21 protein-coding genes and 3 tRNA genes are annotated in these 23326 nt (G+C 57.9%); 19 read left to right on the top strand and 5 right to left on the bottom strand.

The genetic code is table 11. The features are described 5' to 3' along the window. Positions 1-16: 16 nt before the first annotated feature. Positions 17-562: an oligoribonuclease gene (gene orn, locus GO007_RS24265; protein ID WP_095104422.1), complete on the top strand. Its 546-nt coding sequence runs from the start codon at positions 17-19 to the stop codon at positions 560-562. Between the two features lie 40 nt (positions 563-602). Here the strand turns inward: orn and GO007_RS24260 are convergent, their stop codons facing one another. Further along, positions 603-1334: a transporter substrate-binding domain-containing protein gene (locus GO007_RS24260; RefSeq protein ID WP_095104420.1), complete on the bottom strand. Its 732-nt coding sequence runs from the start codon at positions 1332-1334 to the stop codon at positions 603-605. 287 nt (positions 1335-1621) lie between these two features. Between GO007_RS24260 and GO007_RS24255 the strand changes: the two genes are divergently transcribed. The 3 genes from GO007_RS24255 to GO007_RS24245 all read left to right on the top strand — a co-directional run bounded on the left by GO007_RS24255 (position 1622) and on the right by GO007_RS24245 (position 1958). Further along, positions 1622-1697 (top strand) — tRNA-Gly (locus GO007_RS24255). A gap of 86 nt (positions 1698-1783) precedes the next feature. Continuing rightward, positions 1784-1859 (top strand) — tRNA-Gly (locus GO007_RS24250). A gap of 23 nt (positions 1860-1882) precedes the next feature. Further along, a tRNA-Gly gene (locus GO007_RS24245) sits at positions 1883-1958 on the top strand. 271 nt (positions 1959-2229) lie between these two features. Here the strand turns inward: GO007_RS24245 and queG are convergent. After that, complete coding sequence (queG, locus tag GO007_RS24240) at positions 2230-3369, bottom strand: tRNA epoxyqueuosine(34) reductase QueG (RefSeq protein ID WP_095104418.1); 1140 nt, start codon at positions 3367-3369, stop codon at positions 2230-2232. A 13-nt stretch (positions 3370-3382) separates the two neighbouring features. Here queG and nnr point away from each other — a divergent pair, with 13 nt between their 5' ends. The 14 genes from nnr (at position 3383) to rlmB (ending at position 19406) form a co-directional block, all read left to right on the top strand. Beyond that, positions 3383-4894 carry a bifunctional ADP-dependent NAD(P)H-hydrate dehydratase/NAD(P)H-hydrate epimerase gene (gene nnr, locus GO007_RS24235; protein ID WP_189339916.1) on the top strand — a complete coding sequence of 504 codons (1512 nt, stop codon included), beginning with the start codon at positions 3383-3385 and terminating at the stop codon, positions 4892-4894. Then, complete coding sequence (tsaE, locus tag GO007_RS24230) at positions 4887-5345, top strand: tRNA (adenosine(37)-N6)-threonylcarbamoyltransferase complex ATPase subunit type 1 TsaE (RefSeq protein ID WP_095104414.1); 459 nt, start codon at positions 4887-4889, stop codon at positions 5343-5345. Before nnr ends, tsaE begins: the two co-directional genes overlap by 8 nt. 11 nt (positions 5346-5356) lie before the next feature. After that, complete coding sequence (gene amiB, locus GO007_RS24225) at positions 5357-6694, top strand: N-acetylmuramoyl-L-alanine amidase AmiB (protein ID WP_095104412.1); 1338 nt, start codon at positions 5357-5359, stop codon at positions 6692-6694. A gap of 10 nt (positions 6695-6704) precedes the next feature. Then, positions 6705-8564, top strand: coding sequence for a DNA mismatch repair endonuclease MutL (gene mutL, locus GO007_RS24220; protein WP_095104410.1), 1860 nt, complete (start codon positions 6705-6707; stop codon positions 8562-8564). Further along, positions 8557-9507 (top strand): tRNA (adenosine(37)-N6)-dimethylallyltransferase MiaA, encoded by a 951-nt coding sequence (gene miaA, locus GO007_RS24215; RefSeq protein ID WP_095104408.1) that lies wholly within the window; start codon positions 8557-8559, stop codon positions 9505-9507. The genes mutL and miaA overlap by 8 nt, the downstream gene beginning before the upstream one ends. A gap of 92 nt (positions 9508-9599) precedes the next feature. Next, positions 9600-9908, top strand: a complete 309-nt coding sequence (hfq, locus tag GO007_RS24210) for an RNA chaperone Hfq (protein ID WP_041143712.1) — start codon at positions 9600-9602, stop codon at positions 9906-9908. A 197-nt stretch (positions 9909-10105) separates the two neighbouring features. Further along, the gene (hflX, locus tag GO007_RS24205) at positions 10106-11386 is read left to right on the top strand and encodes a ribosome rescue GTPase HflX (RefSeq protein ID WP_095104406.1); all 1281 of its coding nucleotides are present in this window, start codon (positions 10106-10108) and stop codon (positions 11384-11386) included. Between the two features lie 65 nt (positions 11387-11451). Beyond that, on the top strand, positions 11452-12708 hold the full coding sequence (gene hflK, locus GO007_RS24200) for an FtsH protease activity modulator HflK (RefSeq protein WP_095104404.1): 1257 nt from the start codon (positions 11452-11454) through the stop codon (positions 12706-12708). 2 nt (positions 12709-12710) lie between these two features. Further along, entirely contained in the window at positions 12711-13715 is a 1005-nt protein-coding gene (gene hflC, locus GO007_RS24195; RefSeq protein ID WP_041143715.1) for a protease modulator HflC, read from the top strand. Positions 13716-13935: 220 nt separating this feature from the next. After that, positions 13936-14133: a DUF2065 domain-containing protein gene (locus GO007_RS24190; RefSeq protein ID WP_095104402.1), complete on the top strand. Its 198-nt coding sequence runs from the start codon at positions 13936-13938 to the stop codon at positions 14131-14133. A 102-nt stretch (positions 14134-14235) separates the two neighbouring features. Then, entirely contained in the window at positions 14236-15534 is a 1299-nt protein-coding gene (gene purA / locus GO007_RS24185; RefSeq protein ID WP_095104400.1) for an adenylosuccinate synthase, read from the top strand. A 150-nt stretch (positions 15535-15684) separates the two neighbouring features. Further along, positions 15685-16110, top strand: coding sequence for a nitric oxide-sensing transcriptional repressor NsrR (gene nsrR / locus GO007_RS24180; RefSeq protein ID WP_041143718.1), 426 nt, complete (start codon positions 15685-15687; stop codon positions 16108-16110). Between the two features lie 38 nt (positions 16111-16148). Continuing rightward, positions 16149-18596, top strand: a complete 2448-nt coding sequence (rnr, locus tag GO007_RS24175; protein ID WP_095104398.1) for a ribonuclease R — start codon at positions 16149-16151, stop codon at positions 18594-18596. 78 nt (positions 18597-18674) lie between these two features. Continuing rightward, on the top strand, positions 18675-19406 hold the full coding sequence (gene rlmB / locus GO007_RS24170; RefSeq protein ID WP_095104396.1) for a 23S rRNA (guanosine(2251)-2'-O)-methyltransferase RlmB: 732 nt from the start codon (positions 18675-18677) through the stop codon (positions 19404-19406). Between the two features lie 28 nt (positions 19407-19434). Here rlmB and GO007_RS24165 read toward each other — a convergent pair whose 3' ends face one another. After that, complete coding sequence (locus GO007_RS24165) at positions 19435-20730, bottom strand: MFS transporter (protein WP_095104394.1); 1296 nt, start codon at positions 20728-20730, stop codon at positions 19435-19437. A 195-nt stretch (positions 20731-20925) separates the two neighbouring features. On the opposite strand from GO007_RS24165, the gene GO007_RS24160 reads away from it, so the two are divergent. Continuing rightward, entirely contained in the window at positions 20926-22563 is a 1638-nt protein-coding gene (locus GO007_RS24160; RefSeq protein ID WP_095104392.1) for an isovaleryl-CoA dehydrogenase, read from the top strand. Here the strand turns inward: GO007_RS24160 and yjfN are convergent. Beyond that, on the bottom strand, positions 22554-22829 hold the full coding sequence (yjfN, locus tag GO007_RS24155) for a DUF1471 family protease activator YjfN (RefSeq protein ID WP_041147507.1): 276 nt from the start codon (positions 22827-22829) through the stop codon (positions 22554-22556). The genes GO007_RS24160 and yjfN overlap by 10 nt on opposite strands. Before the next feature lie 137 nt (positions 22830-22966). Beyond that, positions 22967-23275: a biofilm peroxide resistance protein BsmA gene (gene bsmA, locus GO007_RS24150; protein ID WP_095104388.1), complete on the bottom strand. Its 309-nt coding sequence runs from the start codon at positions 23273-23275 to the stop codon at positions 22967-22969. Positions 23276-23326: the final 51 nt, after the last annotated feature.

Here is a 23326-nt window from a genome sequence, read left to right as displayed (position 1 = left end):
AAGGGTGGAAAATAGCATGAGTGCAGATGAAAACAACCTGATTTGGATCGATCTTGAAATGACGGGGCTGGATCCGGAGCGCGATCGCATTATCGAAATCGCCACCCTGGTGACCGATGCAAACCTCAACATTCTGGCGGAAGGGCCGACGATTGCGGTACACCAGTCTGATGCGCAGCTGGCGCTGATGGACGAGTGGAACGTGCGCACGCATACCGGCAGCGGGCTGGTGGATCGCGTCAAGGCCAGCACCGTGGGCGATCGCGAAGCGGAGCTGGCGACTATCGAATTCCTCAAGCAGTGGGTGCCTGCGGGTAAATCGCCGATTTGCGGCAACAGCATTGGCCAGGACCGCCGCTTTCTCTTTAAATATATGCCCGAGCTGGAAGAGTACTTTCACTATCGCTACCTTGACGTCAGCACCCTGAAAGAGCTGGCGCGCCGCTGGAAGCCGGAAATCCTCGATGGCTTTAAAAAGCAGGGCACCCATCAGGCGATGGACGATATTCGCGAATCGGTGGCGGAGCTGGCCTACTACCGCGAGCACTTTATCAAGCTGTAATCGTGCTGCCGGGGTCGGACGCCCCGGCGACAGGCCAGAACTATTTAAACCACTTTTGCTCCATTTGCCCGAATTCAGGGGAGGCCTTGACGACCTCCAGCGCGGCATTTAGCGCATTGAGCAGTTCAGGGTCATCCTGACGCACCGCGATCGCCAACTGCTTGCCATAATATTTGGCATCGGTTGCCTGCTCGTCGATGATGGCGTAATCCGGATTGTCCTGCAGCCATGTCTCGGCGCTGGCGCGATCGCTCATCACCCCGATAACGCTCCCCTCTTTCAGCGCGCTGAACGCGGCGTCGTTGCTATCGTAAGAGACGACGTTTACCTCTTTTTGCTTATCGTGCAGATAGCGCTGGTGAATGCTGCCTTTCGCGACGCCGAGTTTTTGGCCTTTCAGGTCAGCAAAACCGTGGGCGCTATTCTTCGCGGTGACAACCACGCCGGACAGCTGCTGACGATAGGGCTGAGTGAAGGCTACCCGCCTTTCGCGCATCGGGACGATCTCGATCCCGGCGATGATGGCGTCGAATTTCTTAAAGCGCAGCGCCGGGATCAGGGTATCGAAGCTCTGGGGCGTAAATGTGCACTCAGCCTGCATCTGTTTACAGAGCGCCCTGGCGAGATCGATATCAAAACCGGCAGGCTGGTTTTTGGCGTTGACGGTTTCGAAGGGCGGATTGGCCGTCGTGGTACCAAAATGCAGCGTCGTTGCCGATGCCGTTCCCATAGCTAGCGCGATCAGCAGCAGGAAGGAGAGCGTATTTTTCATCTTAATTTCCCTGTTTGTCATTGTTGTTGACCGTCTATGGGGAGATCGTACCCGCAGACCGGGGCGATTTTGCGCCTTTAACAAGGTGTGAAAAAGTTATTTTGCCTTACGCGCTGCTTATTTATACAATTCAGGACGCTATCTGGCGATAAAATGTCCATTCAGATAAAAATAGAAAAAAAGTGCTCGCTGGGGGGTTGCAGCTAAATCGAATTCTCGTATAATGCGCCTCCCGTGACGAAGCAGAAATGCAAATCACGACGCCATAGAAATATGGCAAGAAGTACGCGGGAATAGCTCAGTTGGTAGAGCACGACCTTGCCAAGGTCGGGGTCGCGAGTTCGAGTCTCGTTTCCCGCTCCAAAATTTGAAAGGCACTATCCTAATCACAGGATTTCGGCTTGCGGTAAAGCTACTCAGGTAGCGGCAGGTTGAAAGACGAAGATTAAGCGGGAATAGCTCAGTTGGTAGAGCACGACCTTGCCAAGGTCGGGGTCGCGAGTTCGAGTCTCGTTTCCCGCTCCAAATTTGATAGTTACCACACCCAAGCGGGAATAGCTCAGTTGGTAGAGCACGACCTTGCCAAGGTCGGGGTCGCGAGTTCGAGTCTCGTTTCCCGCTCCAAAATTTCTTCCTCATACTCAATTTATCCACAGTGCAAATCGCGCCGGGGATGCCTTCCGTTGAATACGGGAAAATACTGTAAACAGAGTTATCCACAGGTTAAATGCAAACGACGCGTTGCTGAAAAACTTCGACTTTTGAATAATATCAATTCATCTCATTGAAATTTAACAATAAAATTTCATTTCAAAGTGTTAATACGATCACTTGACGTTCGTCTGCATGTTGAAACGCAATGTGTTTTTGTTTTTATTCACAGCCTGTGAATGAATCAGGCGTCTCTCGGCAGCCCTTTTTCAATCACCCTGACCAGACGCTGTTTCTTCGGCAGCTGCACCTCAACCGCGCCGGCATTGCGCCTGGCAATTTGCTGCTCTATCGCCCACTCGATATGCTCATCGAGAAGCGGATGCTCGCCCCGACGGCTCTCAAGCGCCTTGAGATTCGCTTCATCCCACGGAGCATTTCCCAGCGCAACGGCAATGTTGCGTAACCAGCGCAGATGGCCAATACGGCGAATTGCCGATCCTTCGGTCACCTTCAGAAAATGACCCTCACTCCAGGCAAACAGCTCTACCAGCGGCGGCGCGTGCAGCGCTTTTCGCGGGCTGAAATCCTCTTCATCCGTGAGCTGGGAAAAGCGGTTCCACGGGCAAATCAGCTGGCAGTCGTCGCAGCCGTAAATGCGGTTGCCGATCAGCGGACGGAACTCGGCGGGTATCGCGCCTTCCAGCTCAATGGTCAAATAGGAGATGCAGCGGCGGGCGTCGACGGTATAGGGCTCGACGATCGCGCCGGTCGGACAGATCGTCATACAGGCCACGCAGCGCCCGCACTCTTCGGCGACCGGCCGATCGACGGGCAGGGGGATATCAACCAGCAGCTCGCCGAGGAAAAAGAACGAGCCGGCATCGCGGTTAATAATAAGCGAGTGCTTGCCCGTCCAGCCAAGACCCGCTTTTTCCGCCAAAGGACGCTCCAGAACAGGCGCGGAATCGACAAACGGTCTAAAATTGAGCGAAGCACAGTGTTCCTGAATCATCTCACCAAGTTTTTTCAGGCGGTTACGTAGCAGCTTATGATAATCACGCCCAAGGGCATAACGGCTGACGTAACCCAGCGCGGGATCTTTCAGGGTGCGGGCAAAAGCGGCATTCGCTGGCAGGTAGTTCATCCGTACGCTGATGACGCGTAACGTACCGGGAAGAAGCTCATGAGGGCGCGCGCGCATCATGCCGTGGCGCGCCATCCATTCCATCTCTCCGTGGTATTGTTTGTCCAGCCATGCCTGCAGTTTGGGTTCGTTGACGCTGAGATCGGTATCGGTGATACCCACCTGCTGGAACCCTAATTCAGTGCCCCATTGCTTGATTTGCTGCGCTAACTTATTGAGATCGAGGGGCTGTAACATGATGGACCATACAATGACGAAATACTCCGTCAGTATACCACACTTCATCTGGCCTGCAGAGGCGCTACGACGCGCGGAAAAAGAGGCTGCGGACAGCCTCGGGCTGACCCTGTTTGAGCTGATGCGCCGGGCGGGAGAAGCGGCTTTCCAGCTGGCGCGAAGCCAGTATCCTGCCGGCCAGCGCTGGCTGATTCTTTGCGGCCACGGCAACAACGGCGGCGACGGCTACGTCGTTGCGCGCCTGGCGCAGGCTGAAGGGATTGAGGTAACGCTGCTGGCGCTGGAGAGCGAGAAGCCGCTGCCGGAGGAAGCGCACGCCGCACGCGAAGAGTGGCTCAACGCTGGCGGAACGATCCACGCGGCGGATATTGCCTGGCCGGAAGAGATCTCGCTGATTATTGACGGACTGCTGGGCACCGGCCTGTGCAGCGCTCCGCGCAAGCCTGTCGCGACGCTGATCGCGCGCGCGAATGCGCATCCGGCGCCGATAGTGGCGTTGGATATCCCCTCCGGGCTCAATGCGCAGACCGGAACCACGCCGGGGGCGGTCATCCATGCGGCCCACACGATAACGTTTATCGCCCCCAAGCCGGGGCTGCTGACCGGTAAAGCCCGCGACGTGGTTGGCCGGCTGCACTATCACTCTCTGGGCCTCGATAGCTGGCTTGCCGGACAAAGGTTCCCGCTGGCGCGCTTTGATGCCTCGCAGCTGGCGGGCTGGCTGCCGCCGCGCCGCGCAACCTCCCATAAAGGCGATCACGGCAGGCTGGCGATCGTTGGCGGCGATCGCGGCACCGCGGGCGCCATCAGGATGACCGGAGAAGCGGCACTGCGGGCGGGAGCCGGTTTAGTCCGGGTGTTGACCCATCTGGAAAATATTGCCCCGATTATTACCGCCAGGCCGGAGCTGATGGTGCATGAGCTTACGGCGCAGAGCCTCGATGAAAGCCTGCAGTGGGCTGATGTGGTGGCGATCGGTCCGGGACTCGGCCAAAGCGAATGGGCGACGCGGGCGATACGCCAGGTGGAGAGCTTTGCTAAACCGATGGTGTGGGATGCGGATGCGTTGAACCTGCTGGCAATCAATGCCGATAAACGTCACAATCGCGTGCTGACGCCACACCCCGGCGAAGCCGCCCGTTTGCTTAACTGCAGCGTGGCAGAAATTGAAAGCGATCGCTTACATTCTGCTCAACGTCTGGTAAAACGTTATGGTGGCGTGGTCGTGCTGAAAGGCGCGGGGACGGTGGTGGCCAGTGAAGCAGGTGAGATGGGTATTATCGATGCCGGCAATGCCGGTATGGCCAGCGGCGGAATGGGCGATGTGCTCACCGGTATTATTGCCGCTCTGTTAGGGCAAAAGCTAACGCCGTATGATGCTGCCTGCGCCGGTTGCGTGGCGCATGGCGAAGCCGCAGACCGACTGGCTGCCAGAGATGGCGTCCGTGGGATGCTGGCGACCGATCTCTTTTCCACGCTCAGGCGTGTTGTTAACCCGGATGTGATTGACGTAGACCATGATTAACCGAGTGATTCCTTTACCCGACGAGCAGGCAACCCTGGACCTTGGCAACCGCATTGCGCAGCTCTGTACGGGGGCCACGGTCATCTATCTGTATGGCGATTTAGGCGCGGGTAAAACTACCTTCAGCCGCGGCTTTTTACACGCACTCGGCCACCGCGGGAATGTCAAAAGCCCTACCTACACGCTGGTGGAGCCGTACACCCTCGAAAATTTGACGGTGTATCACTTCGATCTTTACCGCCTGGCGGACCCCGAAGAGCTCGAGTTTATGGGGATCCGTGACTATTTTACTGACGATGCTATCTGCCTGGTTGAATGGCCGCAGCAGGGCGCGGGCGTGCTGCCCGAGCCTGATGTTGAAATTCATCTTGAGTATCAGGCACAAGGGCGTGAGGCGCGCGTAACGGCAGTCTCCTCATTGGGTGAGTCTTTACTGGCGCGTTTAGCCTGAAGGATCGCGGGATGAAATATCGCATAACCTCTTGGCTGGCCGCTGCGCTGATGCTGTTTAGCATGCAGACCTTTGCGGCAAGTTTATCCGATATCCAGGTCTCTAACGGAGATCGGCAGGCCCGTATTACCATAAGCTTTATTGGCGATCCCGAATACTCCTTCAGCCCTCAGGGCAAACGCACCGTGGCGCTGGATATAAAGCAGACCGGCACCCTGCAGGGATTACCGCTGCTGTTTAGCGGCAGCAACCTGGTGAAAAGCATTCGCTCGGGCACGGCGCCGGATACGCAGTCTCTGCGCCTGCTGGTGGACCTGACTGAAGACGGCAAAACCCGCGCGGTGAAGCAGCAAAACGGCTCTAATTATACCGTTGTGTTCACTATTAACGCCGACGTCCCGCCTCCACCTCCGCCGCCTCCGGCGATCGTGAAGCGAGTGGAAAGGCCGGCGATTGCCCCGCGTCCGGTTCCGGTTGAGCCCGCGCGCAACCCGTTTAAGTCATCCGGTAATGAACGGCAAACGGCCATGACCGAGAGCCACGCCGTGACGCGTCCGGCCGCTCGCGCCGTGGCGACGGACGATAAGGTGATTATTGCGATCGATGCCGGCCACGGCGGCCAGGACCCGGGCGCGATCGGCCCGGACGGCACCAAAGAGAAGAACGTGACGATCGCCATTGCCCGCAAGCTGCGTGCGTTGCTGAACGCCGATCCGCTGTTCAAGCCGGTGCTGACCCGCGACGGCGACTACTTTATTTCGGTGATGGGCCGTTCGGACGTCGCCCGTAAGCAAAATGCCAACTTCCTGGTGTCGATTCACGCCGATGCGGCGCCGAATCGTGACGCTACCGGCGCGTCGGTATGGGTGCTATCCAACCGTCGCGCGAACAGCGAGATGGCCGGCTGGCTCGAGCAGCATGAGAAGCAGTCCGAGCTGCTCGGCGGGGCGGGCGATGTGCTGGCGAACAACCAGTCCGATCCCTACCTCAGCCAGGCGGTGCTGGATTTACAGTTCGGCCATTCCCAGCGCGTCGGGTATGATGTGGCGACTAACGTATTGAGCCAGCTGCAGCGGGTCGGCGATCTCCACAAGCGCCGCCCGGAACACGCCAGCCTCGGCGTGCTGCGTTCACCGGATATTCCGTCGATCCTCGTCGAAACCGGTTTTATCAGCAATACCGGCGAAGAGCGGCTGTTGGCCAGCGACAATTATCAGCAGCAGCTTGCCGAAGCGATTTATAACGGTCTGCGTAATTACTTTATGCAGCACCCGCTGCAATCAGCCCCGCGCGGCGAGCCCGCACAAACGGCCAGCGCCGCGTCGCCTGGCAGGACGTTGATAAATTAAGGAGTCAGTCATGCCGATTCAGGTTCTACCGCCGCAGCTCGCCAACCAGATTGCCGCAGGTGAGGTGGTGGAACGTCCGGCGTCGGTGGTTAAGGAGCTGGTAGAAAACAGCCTTGATGCCGGCGCGACCCGAATTGATATTGATATCGAACGCGGCGGCGCGAAGCTTATCCGCATTCGTGACAACGGCTGCGGCATCAAAAAGGACGAGCTGGCGCTGGCGCTGGCTCGCCACGCCACCAGTAAAATCGCCTCCCTTGACGATCTGGAAGCTATCATCAGCCTCGGCTTTCGCGGGGAAGCGCTGGCCAGTATCAGCTCGGTGGCGCGGCTGACCCTGACCTCGCGCACGGCGGAGCAGCAGGAGGCCTGGCAGGCCTACGCCGAAGGGCGCGATCAGGACGTGACCGTCAAGCCGGCGGCGCATCCGGTCGGCACCACGCTGGAAGTGCTGGATCTGTTCTATAACACCCCGGCCCGCCGCAAATTTATGCGTACCGAAAAGACGGAATTTAACCATATCGATGAAATCGTCCGCCGCATCGCGCTGGCGCGTTTTGACGTCACGATTAATCTCAGCCATAACGGCAAGGCGATGCGCCAGTATCGCGCCGTACCCGCGGGCGGACAGCGCGAGCGGCGGCTGGGCGCTATCTGCGGCACGCCGTTCCTCGAGCAGGCGCTGGCGATTGAATGGCAGCACGGCGATCTGACCCTCAGCGGCTGGGTGGCCGATCCTCTGCATACCAATCCGGCGCTGGCGGAGATTCAGTACTGCTACGTCAACGGCCGTATGATGCGCGACCGGCTGATCAACCACGCCATTCGCCAGGCCTGTGAAGATAAGCTCGGGGCCGACCAGCAGCCCGCTTTTGTCCTGTACCTTGAGATTGACCCGCACCAGGTAGATGTGAATGTCCATCCGGCTAAGCACGAGGTGCGTTTTCACCAGTCTCGGCTGGTCCATGATTTTATCTATCAAGGGGTGCTTAGCGTCCTCCAGCAGCAGCTCAGCGCGCCGCTGGCGGAAGAGGATGCGGGGCAGCCGGCGCGCCTTCAGGTACCGGAGAACCGGGTCGCGGCGGGGGCTAACCATTTTGCTCAGCCCGTCCCTGCGCGTGAGCCGGCCGCAGCGCGCTACGGCCGCGAAACGCCGCGCGAGCCTTCCAGTCCGGCTGGAGGCGGCGGCTGGCCGCATGCGCAGCCGGGATACCAAAAGCAGCAGGGGGCGCTGTATCGTCAGCTGCTGGAGACGCCGGCTGTCGAGCGTAAAAGCAGCGCCCCGGCGCCTGCTGCGGAGGGTTTATCCGGCCACAGCCAAAGCTTTGGCCGCGTGCTGACCATCGTTGATGGCGATTGCGCGCTGCTGGAACGTGACGGCAGGCTGGCGCTTCTGGCGCTGCCGGTGGCCGAACGCTGGCTGCGTCAGGCGCAGCTGACGCCCGCCGGGGAGCCGGTTTGCGGGCAGCCGCTGCTGATCCCGCTGCGGCTAAAAGTATCGGGCGCGGAAAAGGACGCGCTGGCGAAAGCGCAGGCGGCGCTGGTGAATTTGGGGATCGATCTGCAGTCCGATGCGCATCATTTGACGGTTCGCGCGGTGCCTTTACCCTTAAGACAACAAAATTTACAAATCTTGATTCCTGAACTGATAGGCTACCTGGCGCAGCGAAAGGCATTTGACGTCGGTGACATCGCGCAGTGGATCGCGCGCAACCTGGCGAGCGAACACGCGCAGTGGAATATGGCGCAGGCGATTAGCGTGCTGGCGGACGTAGAGCGTTTATGTCCGCAGCTGGTAAAAGCTCCGCCGGGTGGTCTGTTACAACCCGTTGACCTGGATTCGGCGATGAATGCCCTGAAAGATGAGTGATGTAACTGAGGCGAGCCTGCCTAAGGCAATATTTTTAATGGGCCCAACGGCCTCTGGTAAAACGGCGCTGGCCATTGCATTGCGTAAAATTTTACCGGTAGAGTTGATTAGTGTCGATTCCGCCCTTATCTATCGAGGAATGGACATTGGTACGGCCAAGCCGGATGCGGCAGAGCTGAGCGCAGCGCCGCATCGACTGCTGGATATTCTCGACCCGGCAGAGGCTTACTCCGCGGCGGACTTTCGTCGCGATGCGTTGGCAGAAATGGCGGATATCGTCGCTGCCGGGCGCATTCCGCTGCTGGTTGGCGGAACAATGTTGTATTTCAAAGCGTTGCTGGAAGGGCTGTCGCCGTTACCGTCGGCAGATCCGCAGGTCAGGGCAAAAATTGAGCAACAGGCAGCAGAGCAGGGGTGGCACGCACTGCACCGGCAGCTACAGGAGATCGATCCCGTTGCCGCCGCGCGTATTCATCCAAATGATCCGCAAAGACTTTCCCGAGCACTGGAAGTTTTTTTCATTTCGGGTAAAACTTTAACGGAACTGACGCAAACGTCGGGAGACGCTCTGCCGTACAAGGTGCATCAGTTCGCCATCGCCCCGGCGAGCCGTGAACTGCTCCATCAACGCATAGAACAGCGTTTTCATCAGATGTTGGCTTCAGGTTTTGAAGCAGAAGTACGGGCGCTATTTGCCCGCGGAGATTTGCATACGGATATGCCTTCCATTCGTTGTGTAGGATATCGCCAGATGTGGTCATACCTTGATGGCGAGATCCCGTATGATGAAATGGTTTATCGAGGTGTTTGCGCCACGAGACAGTTAGCCAAGCGTCAGATAACCTGGTTGCGCGGCTGGGAAGATATTCACTGGTTAGACAGTGAACAACCTGAACAGGCGCTCAACAAAGTATTACAGGTAGTTGGTGCGAGCCAGGACTGAACGTGTACAATTAAACGGTATCGTGCGTAATTTTTTTTAAGAATCGTAAGGTTCTGAGTACAAAACAAGCATACATATAAGGAAAAGAGAGAATGGCTAAGGGGCAATCTTTACAAGATCCGTTCCTGAACGCTTTGCGTCGGGAACGCGTTCCGGTTTCTATTTATTTGGTGAATGGTATTAAGCTGCAAGGGCAAATTGAGTCTTTCGATCAGTTCGTGATCCTGTTGAAGAACACGGTCAGCCAGATGGTCTACAAGCACGCAATTTCCACCGTTGTTCCGTCTCGCCCGGTGTCTCATCACAGCAATAATGCTGGCGGCGGTACAAGCAACTATCACCACGGTGGTAGCGCGCAGGGTTCTTCTGCGCCGCAGCAAGACAGCGAAGACGCCGAATAAGGTTAATGCTGTTTTTCCAAGCCGGGGAGCCTGGTTTTACTCTATGAGTTTTTGGTTGCAGGAAGTCGGCATGTAGTGAATCCCCAGGCGTTTACAGCAGTAAATGGCTGGGGTAAACGAGTAAAGCCAATACTCACGCAACCAGAAAGACCACGAGTGACCCTGTTCCCCGCTGGTATTTTAGAAGGGGTTTACGCTTGTTTGACCGTTATGATGCCGGTGAGCAGGCGGTGCTGGTACACATCTATTTTTCGCAAGACAAAGATATGGAAGACCTTCAGGAGTTTGAATCCCTGGTCTCCTCTGCCGGTGTCGAAGCAATGCAGGTGATTACCGGTAGCCGTAAAGCACCGCACCCAAAATATTTTGTTGGTGAAGGTAAGGCTGTCGAAATTGCGGAAGCCGTAAAAGCGACCGGCGCGTCGGTCGTGCTGTTCGATCATGCCCTGAGTCCAGCCCAGGAACGTAACCTGGAGCGCCTGTGTGAATGCCGGGTTATCGATCGCACAGGACTTATTTTAGATATTTTCGCCCAGCGAGCGCGCACCCACGAAGGGAAACTGCAGGTTGAGCTGGCGCAGCTGCGTCATATGGCGACGCGCCTGGTACGCGGCTGGACCCACCTTGAAAGGCAAAAGGGCGGGATTGGTTTGCGTGGCCCGGGTGAAACCCAGCTCGAGACTGACCGTCGATTGCTGCGTAACCGCATTATGCAGATTCTCGGGCGGCTGGAAAAAGTATCGAAGCAGCGTGAACAGGGACGGCGGTCACGAGCCAAAGCCGATATCCCAACCGTGTCGCTGGTGGGGTACACCAACGCCGGGAAATCAACGCTGTTTAACCAGATAACCGAAGCTGAGGTGTACGCGGCGGACCAGCTGTTCGCGACTCTGGACCCGACGCTACGCCGCATCGACGTCACGGACGTTGGTGAAACCGTGCTGGCGGACACCGTGGGCTTTATTCGCCACCTGCCGCACGATTTGGTCGCCGCGTTTAAAGCCACGCTGCAGGAGACGCGTCAGGCGACGCTGCTGCTGCACGTGATTGACGCAGCCGATGTCCGTCTGCAGGAAAATATTGATGCCGTAAATACGGTTCTCGCCGAAATCGAGGCCGATGAGATCCCGGTACTGCTGGTGATGAACAAAATCGACATGCTTGACGATTTTGAACCACGTATCGACCGGGATGAAGAGAATAAACCGATTCGGGTCTGGCTCTCTGCGCAGACCGGAATTGGGGTACCGCTGCTTTTTGAGGCTTTGACGGAACGACTTTCCGGTGAAGTGGCCCAGCACACGCTGCGCTTACCGCCGCAGGAAGGGCGGCTGAGAAGTCGGTTCTATCAGCTTCAGTCGATAGAAAAAGAGTGGCTGGAGGATGACGGCAGCGTGAGTCTGCAGGTGCGCATGCCGATCGTTGACTGGCGTCGCCTCTGTAAACAAGAGCCAGCGCTGGTTGATTACGTGATTTGACCTTGCAGCTTGCCTGAAGATATTAACCCCTGTGGGGATATCAAAAACAAATATGGAGCATATACATGGCGTGGAATCAGCCCGGTAATAACGGACAGGACCGCGACCCGTGGGGGAGCAGCAATAACCAAGGCGGCAACTCCGGGGGAAATGGCAATAAAGGTGGTCGCGAGCAGGGGCCGCCCGATCTGGATGATATCTTCCGCAAGTTAAGTAAAAAACTTGGCGGTCTCGGTGGCGGCAAAGGGGGACAGGGAGGCGCTAGCGGCTCTCAGGGATCTCGTGGCCCGATGGGCGGACGTATTGTCGGCATCGTTGCCGCTGCCGCAGTTATTATCTGGGCAGCCAGCGGTTTCTATACCATCAAGGAAGCGGAACGTGGTGTGGTGACTCGCTTTGGTAAATTCAGCCATCTGGTTGAGCCGGGTCTTAACTGGAAGCCAACCTTTATCGATAACGTCCAGGCCGTCAACGTTGAATCGGTACGTGAACTGGCGGCTTCTGGCGTCATGCTGACGTCTGACGAAAACGTCGTGCGCGTTGAGATGAACGTGCAGTATCGGGTGACCGATCCAGAACGCTACCTGTTTAGCGTTGCCAGCGCCGACGATAGCCTGCGTCAGGCAACCGACAGCGCCCTGCGTGGCGTTATCGGCAAGTACACCATGGACCGTATCCTGACCGAAGGGCGTACCGTTATTCGTAGCGATACCCAGCGCGAGCTGGAAGAGACGATTCGTCCGTACGATATGGGTATTACCCTGCTGGACGTCAACTTCCAGACGGCGCGTCCGCCGGAAGAGGTGAAGGCCGCGTTTGACGATGCGATTGCCGCGCGTGAGAACGAGCAGCAGTACATCCGCGAAGCTGAAGCTTACACCAACGAAGTTCAGCCGCGAGCTAACGGTGCAGCGCAGCGTATCCTCGAAGAGGCGCGTGCGTACAAGACTCAGACCGTTCTTGAAGCTCAGGGTGAAGTCGCGCGCTTTGCGAAGATCCTGCCTGAGTACAAGGCCGCGCCGGAGATTACCCGTGAGCGTCTGTATATCGAAAGCATGGAAAAAGTGCTGAGCCACACCCGCAAAGTGCTGGTTAACGATAAGGGCGGTAATCTGATGGTTCTGCCTCTGGACCAGATGCTGAAAGGCGCCGGTACGCCGGCAGCAAAGGGCAATAGCAGCGGTGCGAACGATCTGCTGCGCCTGCCGCCTGCTTCCAGCTCAAGCAGCGCCAGCACCACGTCGACCACTACGGATGGCAACATTATGGACCAACGTCGCGCCAACGCGCAGCGTAACGACTACCAGCGTCAGGGGGAATAACGATGCGTAAACCTGTAATTGCGATTATTGCCATCGTGCTGGTAGTGCTTTACATGTCTATCTTTGTGGTTAAAGAGGGCGAGCGCGGTATTACGCTGCGTTTTGGTAAGGTACTGCGCGATAGCGAAAATAAACCGCTGGTGTATTCGCCGGGTCTGCACTTCAAGATCCCGTTCATTGAATCAGTGAAAACGCTCGATGCGCGTATTCAGACTATGGATAACCAGGCCGATCGCTTTGTTACCAAAGAGAAGAAAGACCTGATCGTCGACTCATACATCAAGTGGCGTATCAGCGACTTCAGCCGTTACTATCTGGCAACCGGCGGCGGCGACGTCTCCCAGGCCGAGGTGCTGCTGAAGCGTAAATTCTCTGACCGTCTGCGTTCTGAGATTGGTCGTCTGGACGTGAAGGATATCGTGACCGATTCCCGCGGTCGCCTGACTCTGGAAGTGCGCGATGCGCTGAACTCCGGCTCTGCAGGTACCGAAGATGAAGTCAGTACGCCGGCCGCTGACGATGCTATCGCCAAAGCGGCGGAGCGCGTATCGGCAGAAACTAACGGCAAGGTTCCGGTCGTTAACCCGAACAGTATGGCGGCGCTGGGTATTGAAGTCGTCGACGTACGCATCAAGCAGATCAACCTGCCGGCCGAAGTGTCTGAAGCGATTTATAACCGTATGCGCGCCGAGCGTGAAGCGGTTGCCCGTCGCCACCGTTCACAGGGCCAGGAAGAGGCTGAGAAGCTGCGCGCTACCGCGGACTATGAAGTGACCAAGACGCTGGCTGAAGCCGAGCGCCAGGGCCGCATCATGCGCGGTGAAGGCGACGCTGAGTCGGCGAAGCTGTTTGCCGATGCGTTTAGCCAGGATCCGGGCTTCTACGCCTTTATCCGTAGCCTGCGCGCCTATGAGAACAGCTTCCAGGGTAACCAGGATGTGATGGTTCTCAGTCCTGACAGCGATTTCTTCCGCTACATGAAGTCACCTGACTCCGCTCGCAAATAAGCGATTTAGTCAGCCAAAGGGCGCCTTGAGAAAGGCGCCTTTTTTATATTTTTAAATCAGGAAATAACTTTTAACACAACGGGTTATGCGTTTTATTCGCAAAAAAAGTGCATAATCAACGCGAAATGCCGGACAATAGGCGACACGGGTAAAAAACATCATGGCTCAAGCCCTGACGCTCTGCGGCGGCGGTGGTTTCGTTTCTCTCTAAGGGTTAATCATGAACTCAACAATCTGGCTGGCACTGGCGCTGGTTTTAGTACTTGAAGGACTGGGGCCGTTGCTTTATCCGCGCGCCTGGCGTCGGATGATCGCCACAATGAGCCAGCTGCCGGATAATATATTACGCCGTTTTGGCGGCGGTCTTGTGGTTGCCGGGATAGTCATCTACTACATGTTGACGAAATCACTGAGCTGATCAAAAAGTGGCCAGACCTGGCTGATATTGAGTGCAAAAAGTGCTGTAACTCTGAAAAAGCGATGGTAGAATCCATTTTTAAGCAAACGGTGATTTTGAAAAATGGGCAACAACGTCGTCGTACTGGGCACCCAATGGGGTGACGAAGGTAAAGGGAAGATCGTCGATCTCCTGACTGAACGGGCTAAATATGTTGTGCGCTACCAGGGTGGTCACAACGCAGGCCATACTCTCGTAATCAACGGTGAAAAAACCGTCCTGCATCTTATTCCATCAGGTATTCTCCGCGAAAATGTCACCAGCATCATCGGTAACGGTGTTGTGCTGTCTCCGGCTGCGCTGATGAAAGAAATGAAAGGACTGGAAGACCGTGGTATCCCTGTCCGCGAGCGTCTGCTGCTGTCCGAAGCCTGTCCGCTTATCCTTGATTATCACGTTGCGCTGGACGTTGCGCGTGAAAAAGCGCGCGGTGCGAAAGCTATCGGTACTACCGGTCGCGGCATCGGTCCTGCTTACGAAGATAAAGTCGCTCGCCGCGGTCTGCGCGTTGGTGACCTGTTTGATAAAGCCACCTTCGCTGACAAACTGAAAGAAGTGATGGAATATCACAACTTCCAGCTGGTGAACTTCTACAAAGCGGAAGCGGTTGATTATCAAAAAGTCCTTGATGACGTTATGGCAATTGCCGACATCCTGACGGCGATGGTTGTAGACGTTTCCGATCTGCTGGATCAGGCGCGTCAGCGCGGCGACTTCGTGATGTTCGAAGGCGCGCAGGGCACTCTGCTGGATATCGACCACGGTACCTATCCGTACGTAACCTCCTCCAACACCACCGCTGGTGGCGTGGCAACCGGCTCCGGCCTGGGTCCGCGTTATGTGGATTACGTACTGGGTATCATCAAAGCTTACTCTACCCGCGTAGGGGCAGGTCCGTTCCCGACCGAGCTGTTTGATGACGTCGGCGAGTTCCTGTGCAAGCAGGGTAACGAATTCGGCGCCACTACCGGCCGCCGCCGTCGTACCGGCTGGCTGGATATCGTTGCGATTCGTCGCGCGGTGCAGATCAACTCCCTGTCCGGCTTCTGCCTGACCAAGCTGGACGTACTGGACGGCCTGAAAGAAGTTAAACTCTGCGTAGCTTACCGTCTGCCGGACGGCCGCGAAGTGACCACCACTCCGCTGGCAGCCGACAACTGGGAAGGCATTGAGCCGATTTATGAAGTCATGCCGGGCTGGTCCGAAACCACCTTCGGTGTGAAAGAGCGTAGCGGCCTGCCGCAGGCGGCGCTGAACTACATCGCTCGTATTGAAGAGCTGACCGGCGTACCGGTTGATATTATCTCTACCGGTCCTGACCGTACCGAGACGATGATTCTGCGCGACCCGTTCGACGCATAATTATCTCCAGGGGCGCCGATTGGGCGCCCCTTGTTTTTGCTGTCCACCCGCCCCATTTCAAATAAATTAACGGCCTGAGCGTCGGCTGGTTTATCATCAATATAGTCATACCCTGCGGATTCACCGCTTGCCCCTTACCCTGAGGTTGCTGTGCAGTTAACGAGTTTCACTGATTACGGATTACGAGCGCTTATCTATATGGCGTCGCTACCGGATGGCCGAATGACGAGTATCTCCGAAGTGACGGAGGTCTACGGCGTGTCGCGTAATCATATGGTAAAAATAATCAATCAGCTGAGTCGCTCTGGTTACGTTATGGCGGTGCGGGGAAAGAACGGGGGGATTCGCCTCGGTAAGCCGGCAAAAACGATTCGTGTTGGTGATGTGGTTCGCGATCTTGAGCCGCTATCGTTGGTCAATTGCAGCAGCGAATTCTGCCACATTACACCCGCCTGTCGCCTGAAGCAGGCGCTTGCAGAAGCGGCGCAAAGTTTTCTTAAGGAACTAGATAACTACACGCTGGCTGATTTGGTTGAAGAGAATCAACCACTTTATAAATTATTACTGGTGGAGTGACGTAAACTCTCATCAGAGATGACAACGGAGGAACCGACATGTCACAAGATCCTTTCCTGGACCGCGAAGCAGAAAAGTATGCGAATCCAATCCCTAGCCGGGAATTTATCCTCGATCATTTAGCAAAACGTGAAAAACCGGCCAGCCGAGACGAGCTGGCGATCGAACTGAATATCGAAGGCGAAGAGCAGCTGGAAGGGCTACGCCGCCGCCTGCGTGCTATGGAGCGCGACGGGCAGTTGGTGTTTACCCGCCGTCAGTGCTACGCGCTGCCGGAGCGTCTTGACCTGCTCAAAGGCGTGGTTATCGGCCATCGCGACGGCTTTGGCTTCCTGCGCGTTGAGGGGCGTAAAGACGACCTGTACCTGTCGTCTGAGCAGATGAAAACCTGTATTCATGGCGATCAGGTGCTGGCGCAGCCGCTGGGCGCGGACCGTAAAGGCCGCCGCGAAGCGCGTATCGTGCGCGTCCTGGTGCCAAAAACCAGCCAGATCGTCGGCCGCTATTTCACCGACGCCGGCGTGGGCTTCGTGGTGCCTGACGACAGCCGTCTGAGCTTTGATATCCTGATCCCGCCGGAAGAAGTCATGGGCGCGCGGATGGGCTTTGTGGTGGTGGTTGAACTGACCCAGCGCCCGACCCGTCGTACTAAAGCGGTGGGCAAAATTGTTGAAGTGCTGGGCGATAACATGGGCACCAGCATGGCGGTCGATATGGCGCTGCGCACCCATGAAATCCCTTATACCTGGCCACCGGCGGTGGAAAAACAGGTCTCCGTGCTGAAAGAGCAGGTGCCTGAAGAGGCCAAGGTTGGCCGCGTTGATTTGCGCGATCTGCCGCTGGTCACCATCGATGGTGAGGACGCCCGCGACTTTGACGATGCGGTTTACTGCGAGAAGAAACGCGGCGGCGGCTGGCGCCTGTGGGTCGCCATTGCCGACGTAAGCTACTACGTGCGTCCCGGTACCCCGCTGGACGGCGAAGCGCGCAGCCGCGGTACTTCGGTCTACTTCCCGTCGCAGGTGGTGCCGATGCTGCCGGAAGTGCTCTCTAACGGCCTGTGCTCGCTGAACCCGCAGGTCGATCGCCTGTGCATGGTTTGCGAAATGACGATTTCGTCAAAAGGTCGCCTGACCGGCTACAAATTCTATGAAGCGGTAATGAGCTCGCACGCGCGCCTGACCTATACCAAGGTATGGCATATGCTGCAGGGCGATAGCGAGCTGCGTGAGCAGTACGCGCCGCTGGTGAAGCATATCGAAGAGCTGCACACCCTGTACAAAGTTCTGGATAGCGCTCGTGAAGAGCGCGGCGGCATCTCCTTTGAAAGTGAAGAAGCGAAGTTCATCTTTAACGCCGAACGCCGCATCGAACGCATTGAGCAGACCCAGCGCAACGACGCGCATAAGCTGATCGAAGAGTGCATGATTCTGGCGAATATCTCCGCCGCTCGCTTCGTCGAGAAGGCGCTGGAGCCGGCCCTGTTCCGTATCCACGATAAGCCGACCACTGAAGCCATCACCGCTTTCCGCACGGTACTGGCGGAGCTCGGTCTGGAGCTGCCCGGCGGCAACAAGCCGGAGCCGCGCGACTACGCCGAGCTGCTGACCTCCATCGCCGATCGTCCTGACCATGAGATGCTGCAAACCATGCTGCTGCGCTCGATGAAGCAGGCGGTTTACGATCCGGAAAACCGCGGCCACTTTGGCCTGGCGCTGCAGTCCTACGCGCACTTCACCTCGCCGATCCGTCGTTACCCGGACCTGTCGCTGCACCGTGCCATTAAGTATCTGCTGGCGAAAGAGCAGGGGCACAAAGGCAACAGCACCGAAACCGGCGGCTGGCACTACAGCATGGAAGAGATGCTGCAGCTGGGCGCGCACTGTTCGATGACCGAACGTCGCGCCGACGAAGCGACCCGCGAAGTCTCTGACTGGCTGAAGTGTGACTTTATGCTGGATCAGGTGGGCAACGTCTTTAAGGGCGTGATTGCCAGCGTCACCGGCTTTGGCTTCTTCGTCCGTCTGGACGAGCTGTTTATCGACGGCCTGGTGCACGTTTCATCGCTGGATAACGACTACTACCGCTTCGACCAGGTCGGGCAGCGTCTGATCGGCGAATCCGGCGGTCAGACCTACCGGCTGGGCGATCGCGTGGAAGTCCGCGTGGAAGCGGTCAACATGGACGAGCGCAAAATCGACTTCTCGCTGATCTCCAGCGAACGCGCCCCGCGCAACGTCGGCAAGACCGAGCGTGAGAGGGCGAAAAAGTCGAACGCCGGCAAGCCTTCCGGGCGCCGTCGCCAGGCAGGGAAGCAGGTAAACTTCGAGCCGGACAGCGCCTTCCGTAAAGAAAAAGGCAAGTCTCAGCCCAACGCCGCTCAGCCTAAAGGCGAGAAAAAAGCGAAGAAGCCGTCGGCTAAAACGCAGAAAATAGCTGCCGCAACCAAAGCGAAGCGCGCGGCGAAAAAGAAAACCGCTGAGTAAGCGGGCATCAATCTTACAGGCCGGGACATCCGGCCTGTAAAGCCGAAACGGCAATATTAACAAGCAACGAGTACATCAATGAGTGAAATGATTTACGGCATCCACGCGGTGCAGGCCCTGCTGGAGCGCGCTCCCGAGCGTTTTCAGGAAGTCTATATTCTGAAAGGCCGCGAGGATAAACGCCTGCTGCCGCTGATCCATGCGCTGGAAGCTCAGGGCGTGGTGATTCAGGTCGCTAACCGCCAGTTTCTCGACGAGAAAAGCGAAGGCGCCGTGCATCAGGGAATTATTGCCCGCGTGAAGCCGGGGCGTCAGTACCAGGAGAACGACCTGCCTGAACTGCTCGCCTCTATCGATCAGCCGCTGCTGCTGATTCTCGACGGCGTCACCGATCCGCATAACCTTGGCGCCTGTCTGCGCAGCGCTGACGCCGCCGGCGTGCATGCGGTGATCGTGCCGCGGGACCGTTCGGCGCAGCTGAACGCGACGGCGAAAAAAGTGGCCTGCGGCGCGGCGGAAAACGTCCCGCTGATCCGCGTGACTAACCTTGCGCGCACCATGCGTCTGCTGCAGGAAGAGAACGTCTGGATCGTCGGCACCGCCGGCGAAGCGGATCATACTCTTTTCCAGAGCAAGATGACCGGCCCGATGGCGCTGGTGATGGGTGCCGAAGGTGAAGGGATGCGTCGCCTGACGCGCGAACACTGCGATGAGCTGATCAGCATTCCGATGGCCGGCAGCGTCTCCTCGCTGAACGTCTCCGTCGCGACCGGTATTTGCCTGTTTGAGGCCGTGCGCCAGCGCAGCTGATTAACGCCGGGCGCACGCTGCCCGGCGGCTACTCGTCCAGCGAGCGCAGGTGATCGTTCTTATTGAGGGTCATTAGCGCAACGATGCTGACTACCGCCGTCGCCATGACGTAGTAAGCCGGAATATCAAGATTACCGGTCTGTTTAATCAGGCCGGTAATAATCAGCCCGGCGCAGCCGGAAAACACCGCATTAGAGAGCGAATAGGCCAGACCAAGGCCGGTATAGCGCACCCTTGTCGGGAACATTTCTGCCAGCATCGCCGGTCCCGGCCCTGCCAGTACTCCCACCAGACCTCCGGCAATGAATACCACCGCGCCTTTTATCAGCAGAGTGCTGGATTCTGCCTGGAGAATTTTCAGCAACGGCAGCGCCAGTATCAGCAGCAGCGCCGCGGCCAGCACCATCACGTTGCGACGACCCCACTTATCGCTGAGTATCCCGGCAGGAAGAATGGTGAGCGCAAAGCCAATATTGGAGATCACCGCGATCAGCAGCGCCTGGTTAAAGCCGGTATGCAGCGACGACTGCAGGTAGGCGGGCATAATCACCAGGTAGGTATAGCCTGCGGCGGACCAGACCATCAGGCGACCGATGCCGGTGACAATCGCTTTCAGGGTATGGATCAGGTCGGCGCTGGCCTGCGGATGCTGCGGTTGCTGCTGCTGGCGGAGAAAGCCCGGCGTCTCCTCCATTTTTACCCGCAGCCAGAGCGCGACGATCCCCAGCGGGATGGCGAGGAAGAATGGAATTCGCCAGCCCCAGGCATGGAGCTCTTCCGGGCTCAGCACTGCGGAGATCAGGGCCACGATCCCGGCCCCGGCCAGCAGGCCGAGGGCGACGGTGAAGGATTGCCATGCGCCATACAGACCGCGCCTGCCGCGGGGCGCAAACTCGGTCATCAGCGAGACGGCGCCGCCATACTCCCCGCCGGCAAACAGCCCCTGCAGAATGCGCAGCCCGGTCAAGATCAGAGGGGCCGCCACCCCGATGCTGGCATACGCCGGCACCAGGCCAATTGCCGTGGTGGCGAGCGTCATCATCACCAGGACGACGATCAGCGTCGGCTTGCGGCCGATTCGATCGCCGATACGGCCAAAAATAATGGCGCCTAGCGGGCGGAAGAAAAAGGCGATGGCGAAGGAGGCGTAGGTCAGGATCAGGCCCGTCAGCGGCGCTTCGCCGGCCAGCTGAAAGAAATTCCGGGCGATAACCGTCGCCAGAAAGCCATAGACCGCAAACTCATACCATTCAATAAAGTTGCCGATAGATCCGGCGATCAGCGCGCGCTTGTGCGCGCCCGTAGGGCGTGTCGCGGTCTGCATAGGCCATCCTGATTTCAACAAAAAAACAGCAAGTGAATAAATTATTCCACAACTTTAGCCTTGTGAAATTTTAAATTCTTATGCCTGTGATGCGCCTCACGAAGGAGCGGATGGTTTTTTTGTGACCCGGCTCGCGGGCGCTCCCGGCCCTGGCTGACCATACTGAGTACAACGCCATTGACGGAGGGAAGCACTATGCACTGGCCAACTCATACCGTGTTTAATCAGCCGACGCCGCTGCTGAACAGCAACTTATTCTTGTCCGATACCGCACTGCGCGAAGCCGTGGCCCGCGAAGGCGCCGCCTGGGACGGCGATCTGCTGGCCAGTATCGGCCAGCAGCTGGGAACGGCTGAGTCGCTGGAGCTGGGGAGGCTGGCGAACGTTAACCCGCCGGAGCTGCTGCGCTATGACGCGACCGGCACGCGGCTTGACGATGTACGCTTTCATCCCGCCTGGCATCTGCTGATGCAGGGGCTGTGCGCTAACCGGGTGCATAATCTCGCCTGGCAGGACGACGCGCGCGCCGGCGCTTTTGTGGCCCGGGCGGCCCGCTTTATGCTGCATGCGCAGGTGGAGGCCGGGACGCTATGCCCGATAACCATGACGTTCGCCGCCACGCCTCTGCTGCAGCAGTCGCTCCCCGCTCCTTTTAGCGACTGGCTGTCGCCGCTGCTGAGCGATCGCTACGATCCGCATCTGGCGCCGGGCAATCAGAAGCGCGGGCTGCTGATCGGCATGGGGATGACGGAAAAGCAGGGGGGATCGGATGTGCTGAGCAATACCACCCGCGCAGAGAAGAGCGCAGACGGGTTTTATCGTCTGGTGGGACACAAATGGTTTTTCTCGGTACCGCAAAGCGATGCGCACCTGGTGCTGGCGCAGGCGCCCGGCGGGCTCTCCTGTTTCTTTGTGCCGCGCCTGCTGCCGGACGGCCAGCGTAATGCGCTGCACCTCGAAAGGCTCAAGGATAAGCTCGGTAACCGTTCTAACGCCAGCAGCGAGGTGGAGTTCTATGACGCCAGCGGCTGGCTGGTGGGCGAAGAGGGGGACGGCGTACGGCAAATTCTCAAAATGGGCGGCCTGACCCGCTTCGACTGCGCGCTGGGCAGCCATGCCCTAATGCGGCGCGCCTGGTCGGTCGCCTTCTATCACGCCTTTCAGCGCCAGGCGTTCGGAAAAAGCCTGGTCGAGCAGCCGATGATGCGCCAGGTGCTGGGTCAGATGGCGCTGCTGCTTGAGGGGCAAACCGCCTTTTTATTCCGCCTGGCGCGCGCGTGGGACAGGCGCGACGATGGGCAGGAGGCGCTGTGGGCCCGCCTGTTTACCCCGGCGGCGAAGTTTGCTATCTGCAAATCCGGGATCTCGTTTGTTGCCGAAGCGATGGAGGTGCTGGGCGGTATCGGCTACTGCGAGGAGAGCGAGCTGCCGCGCCTGTACCGGGAAATGCCGGTGAACAGTATCTGGGAAGGCTCCGGGAATATTATGTGTCTCGACGTCATGCGGGTGCTGAGCAAGCAGCCAGCGGCGCTTGAGCTGCTGGCGGCGGAGTGTGCGGAAGTCAAAGGGCAGAATCGCCATTTCGATCGCGCATGGCGTCAGCTGCAGCAGCTGCTGAGGCGGCCGGCGGAAGAGCAGGGCCGGGAGATAACCCGACTGGTGTACCGGCTCGGCGCGGGAGCGCAAATGCTGCGTTACGCCTCGCCGCCGCTGGCTCAGGCCTGGTGTCGAATGATGCTCGACCCGCGCGGCGGCATGCGGCTGGACGCACAAACGCTGGATGACCTGCTGCTGCGCGGCACCGGACGCGGGCGCCAGGCGCCTCAGGCGTAGAGAATGGCCTGTACCCGCCAGCTATCCGGCTGCTGTTCCTCGTACATCTGGACGATGCGATACCAGGAGGCGCCCTGCTCATCGGCCTTAACGGCGATGGCATGCTCGACGTCCTGCTGGCTGCCGGCAATATTGTTGACGGAAATCAGGCCGATTTCATTCAGGCCAGTGACGCAGTCCGCGCTGGCAAATTCTGCGGACTGTGCTGCAGTATGCGCCGTTGTAGCGTTAAACAGCAGGCTGGGTAGGGTAAATGATCGTTTCATCGTCAGCTCCATTTTGCGTGGCCCGAGGGCAGTCCGTTGCTAACGTCCTGCCAGGTTGACTGGCTGAACGTTATTATGCACAGGAGAACGTGAATGGATGCAAAGCAATGTAAAGCGGGGTTAAAGACGTTGCACCGTTATTTACGGTACAGAATTGCCTGCGAATACCACTGGCCGGGAACCAGAGTGTCATCAATCATTATGATGACGTAGTAATCCGCTTTAGCCGCTTCTGCTTTGACCTTCAGCGCAGCTTCAACATCCATCGGCGAACCGTACATCAGCACGCTCACCGTCGCCATTTTTTGTAGCCCGCTGGTCTGGTTACGGTGTATCTCTTGCGGATGACTGGTCGCAGGTGGCGGGGCTTCTGGCGTTCCCTGCAGGGCGCTACAGCCGCTCAGAACGATCGCCAGTAACCACGGTGTTAACCTACGCATAACCATATCTCGTTTCCTGTTAGTCACAGTGTAGTGGTAGCCTGAATGACATTTCCG

Source organism: Klebsiella sp. 10-1, assembly GCF_009758445.1.
Lineage (GTDB): Bacteria > Pseudomonadota > Gammaproteobacteria > Enterobacterales > Enterobacteriaceae > Klebsiella > Klebsiella scottii.
This window is presented reverse-complemented; position numbering and strand designations above follow the sequence as displayed.

Coding starts and splice junctions, on each gene's coding strand:
- hflK (WP_095104404.1), top strand. CDS start 11,452: ATGGCGTGGAATCAGCCCGGTAATAACGGACAGGACCGCGACCCGTGG.
- yjfN (WP_041147507.1), bottom strand. CDS start 22,829: ATGAAACGATCATTTACCCTACCCAGCCTGCTGTTTAACGCTACAACG.
- hflC (WP_041143715.1), top strand. CDS start 12,711: ATGCGTAAACCTGTAATTGCGATTATTGCCATCGTGCTGGTAGTGCTT.
- GO007_RS24160 (WP_095104392.1), top strand. CDS start 20,926: ATGCACTGGCCAACTCATACCGTGTTTAATCAGCCGACGCCGCTGCTG.
- amiB (WP_095104412.1), top strand. CDS start 5,357: ATGAAATATCGCATAACCTCTTGGCTGGCCGCTGCGCTGATGCTGTTT.
- GO007_RS24260 (WP_095104420.1), bottom strand. CDS start 1,334: ATGAAAAATACGCTCTCCTTCCTGCTGCTGATCGCGCTAGCTATGGGA.
- queG (WP_095104418.1), bottom strand. CDS start 3,369: ATGTTACAGCCCCTCGATCTCAATAAGTTAGCGCAGCAAATCAAGCAA.
- hfq (WP_041143712.1), top strand. CDS start 9,600: ATGGCTAAGGGGCAATCTTTACAAGATCCGTTCCTGAACGCTTTGCGT.
- rlmB (WP_095104396.1), top strand. CDS start 18,675: ATGAGTGAAATGATTTACGGCATCCACGCGGTGCAGGCCCTGCTGGAG.
- rnr (WP_095104398.1), top strand. CDS start 16,149: ATGTCACAAGATCCTTTCCTGGACCGCGAAGCAGAAAAGTATGCGAAT.
- mutL (WP_095104410.1), top strand. CDS start 6,705: ATGCCGATTCAGGTTCTACCGCCGCAGCTCGCCAACCAGATTGCCGCA.
- GO007_RS24165 (WP_095104394.1), bottom strand. CDS start 20,730: ATGCAGACCGCGACACGCCCTACGGGCGCGCACAAGCGCGCGCTGATC.
- orn (WP_095104422.1), top strand. CDS start 17: ATGAGTGCAGATGAAAACAACCTGATTTGGATCGATCTTGAAATGACG.
- GO007_RS24190 (WP_095104402.1), top strand. CDS start 13,936: ATGAACTCAACAATCTGGCTGGCACTGGCGCTGGTTTTAGTACTTGAA.
- miaA (WP_095104408.1), top strand. CDS start 8,557: ATGAGTGATGTAACTGAGGCGAGCCTGCCTAAGGCAATATTTTTAATG.
- nnr (WP_189339916.1), top strand. CDS start 3,383: ATGACGAAATACTCCGTCAGTATACCACACTTCATCTGGCCTGCAGAG.
- tsaE (WP_095104414.1), top strand. CDS start 4,887: ATGATTAACCGAGTGATTCCTTTACCCGACGAGCAGGCAACCCTGGAC.
- bsmA (WP_095104388.1), bottom strand. CDS start 23,275: ATGGTTATGCGTAGGTTAACACCGTGGTTACTGGCGATCGTTCTGAGC.
- purA (WP_095104400.1), top strand. CDS start 14,236: ATGGGCAACAACGTCGTCGTACTGGGCACCCAATGGGGTGACGAAGGT.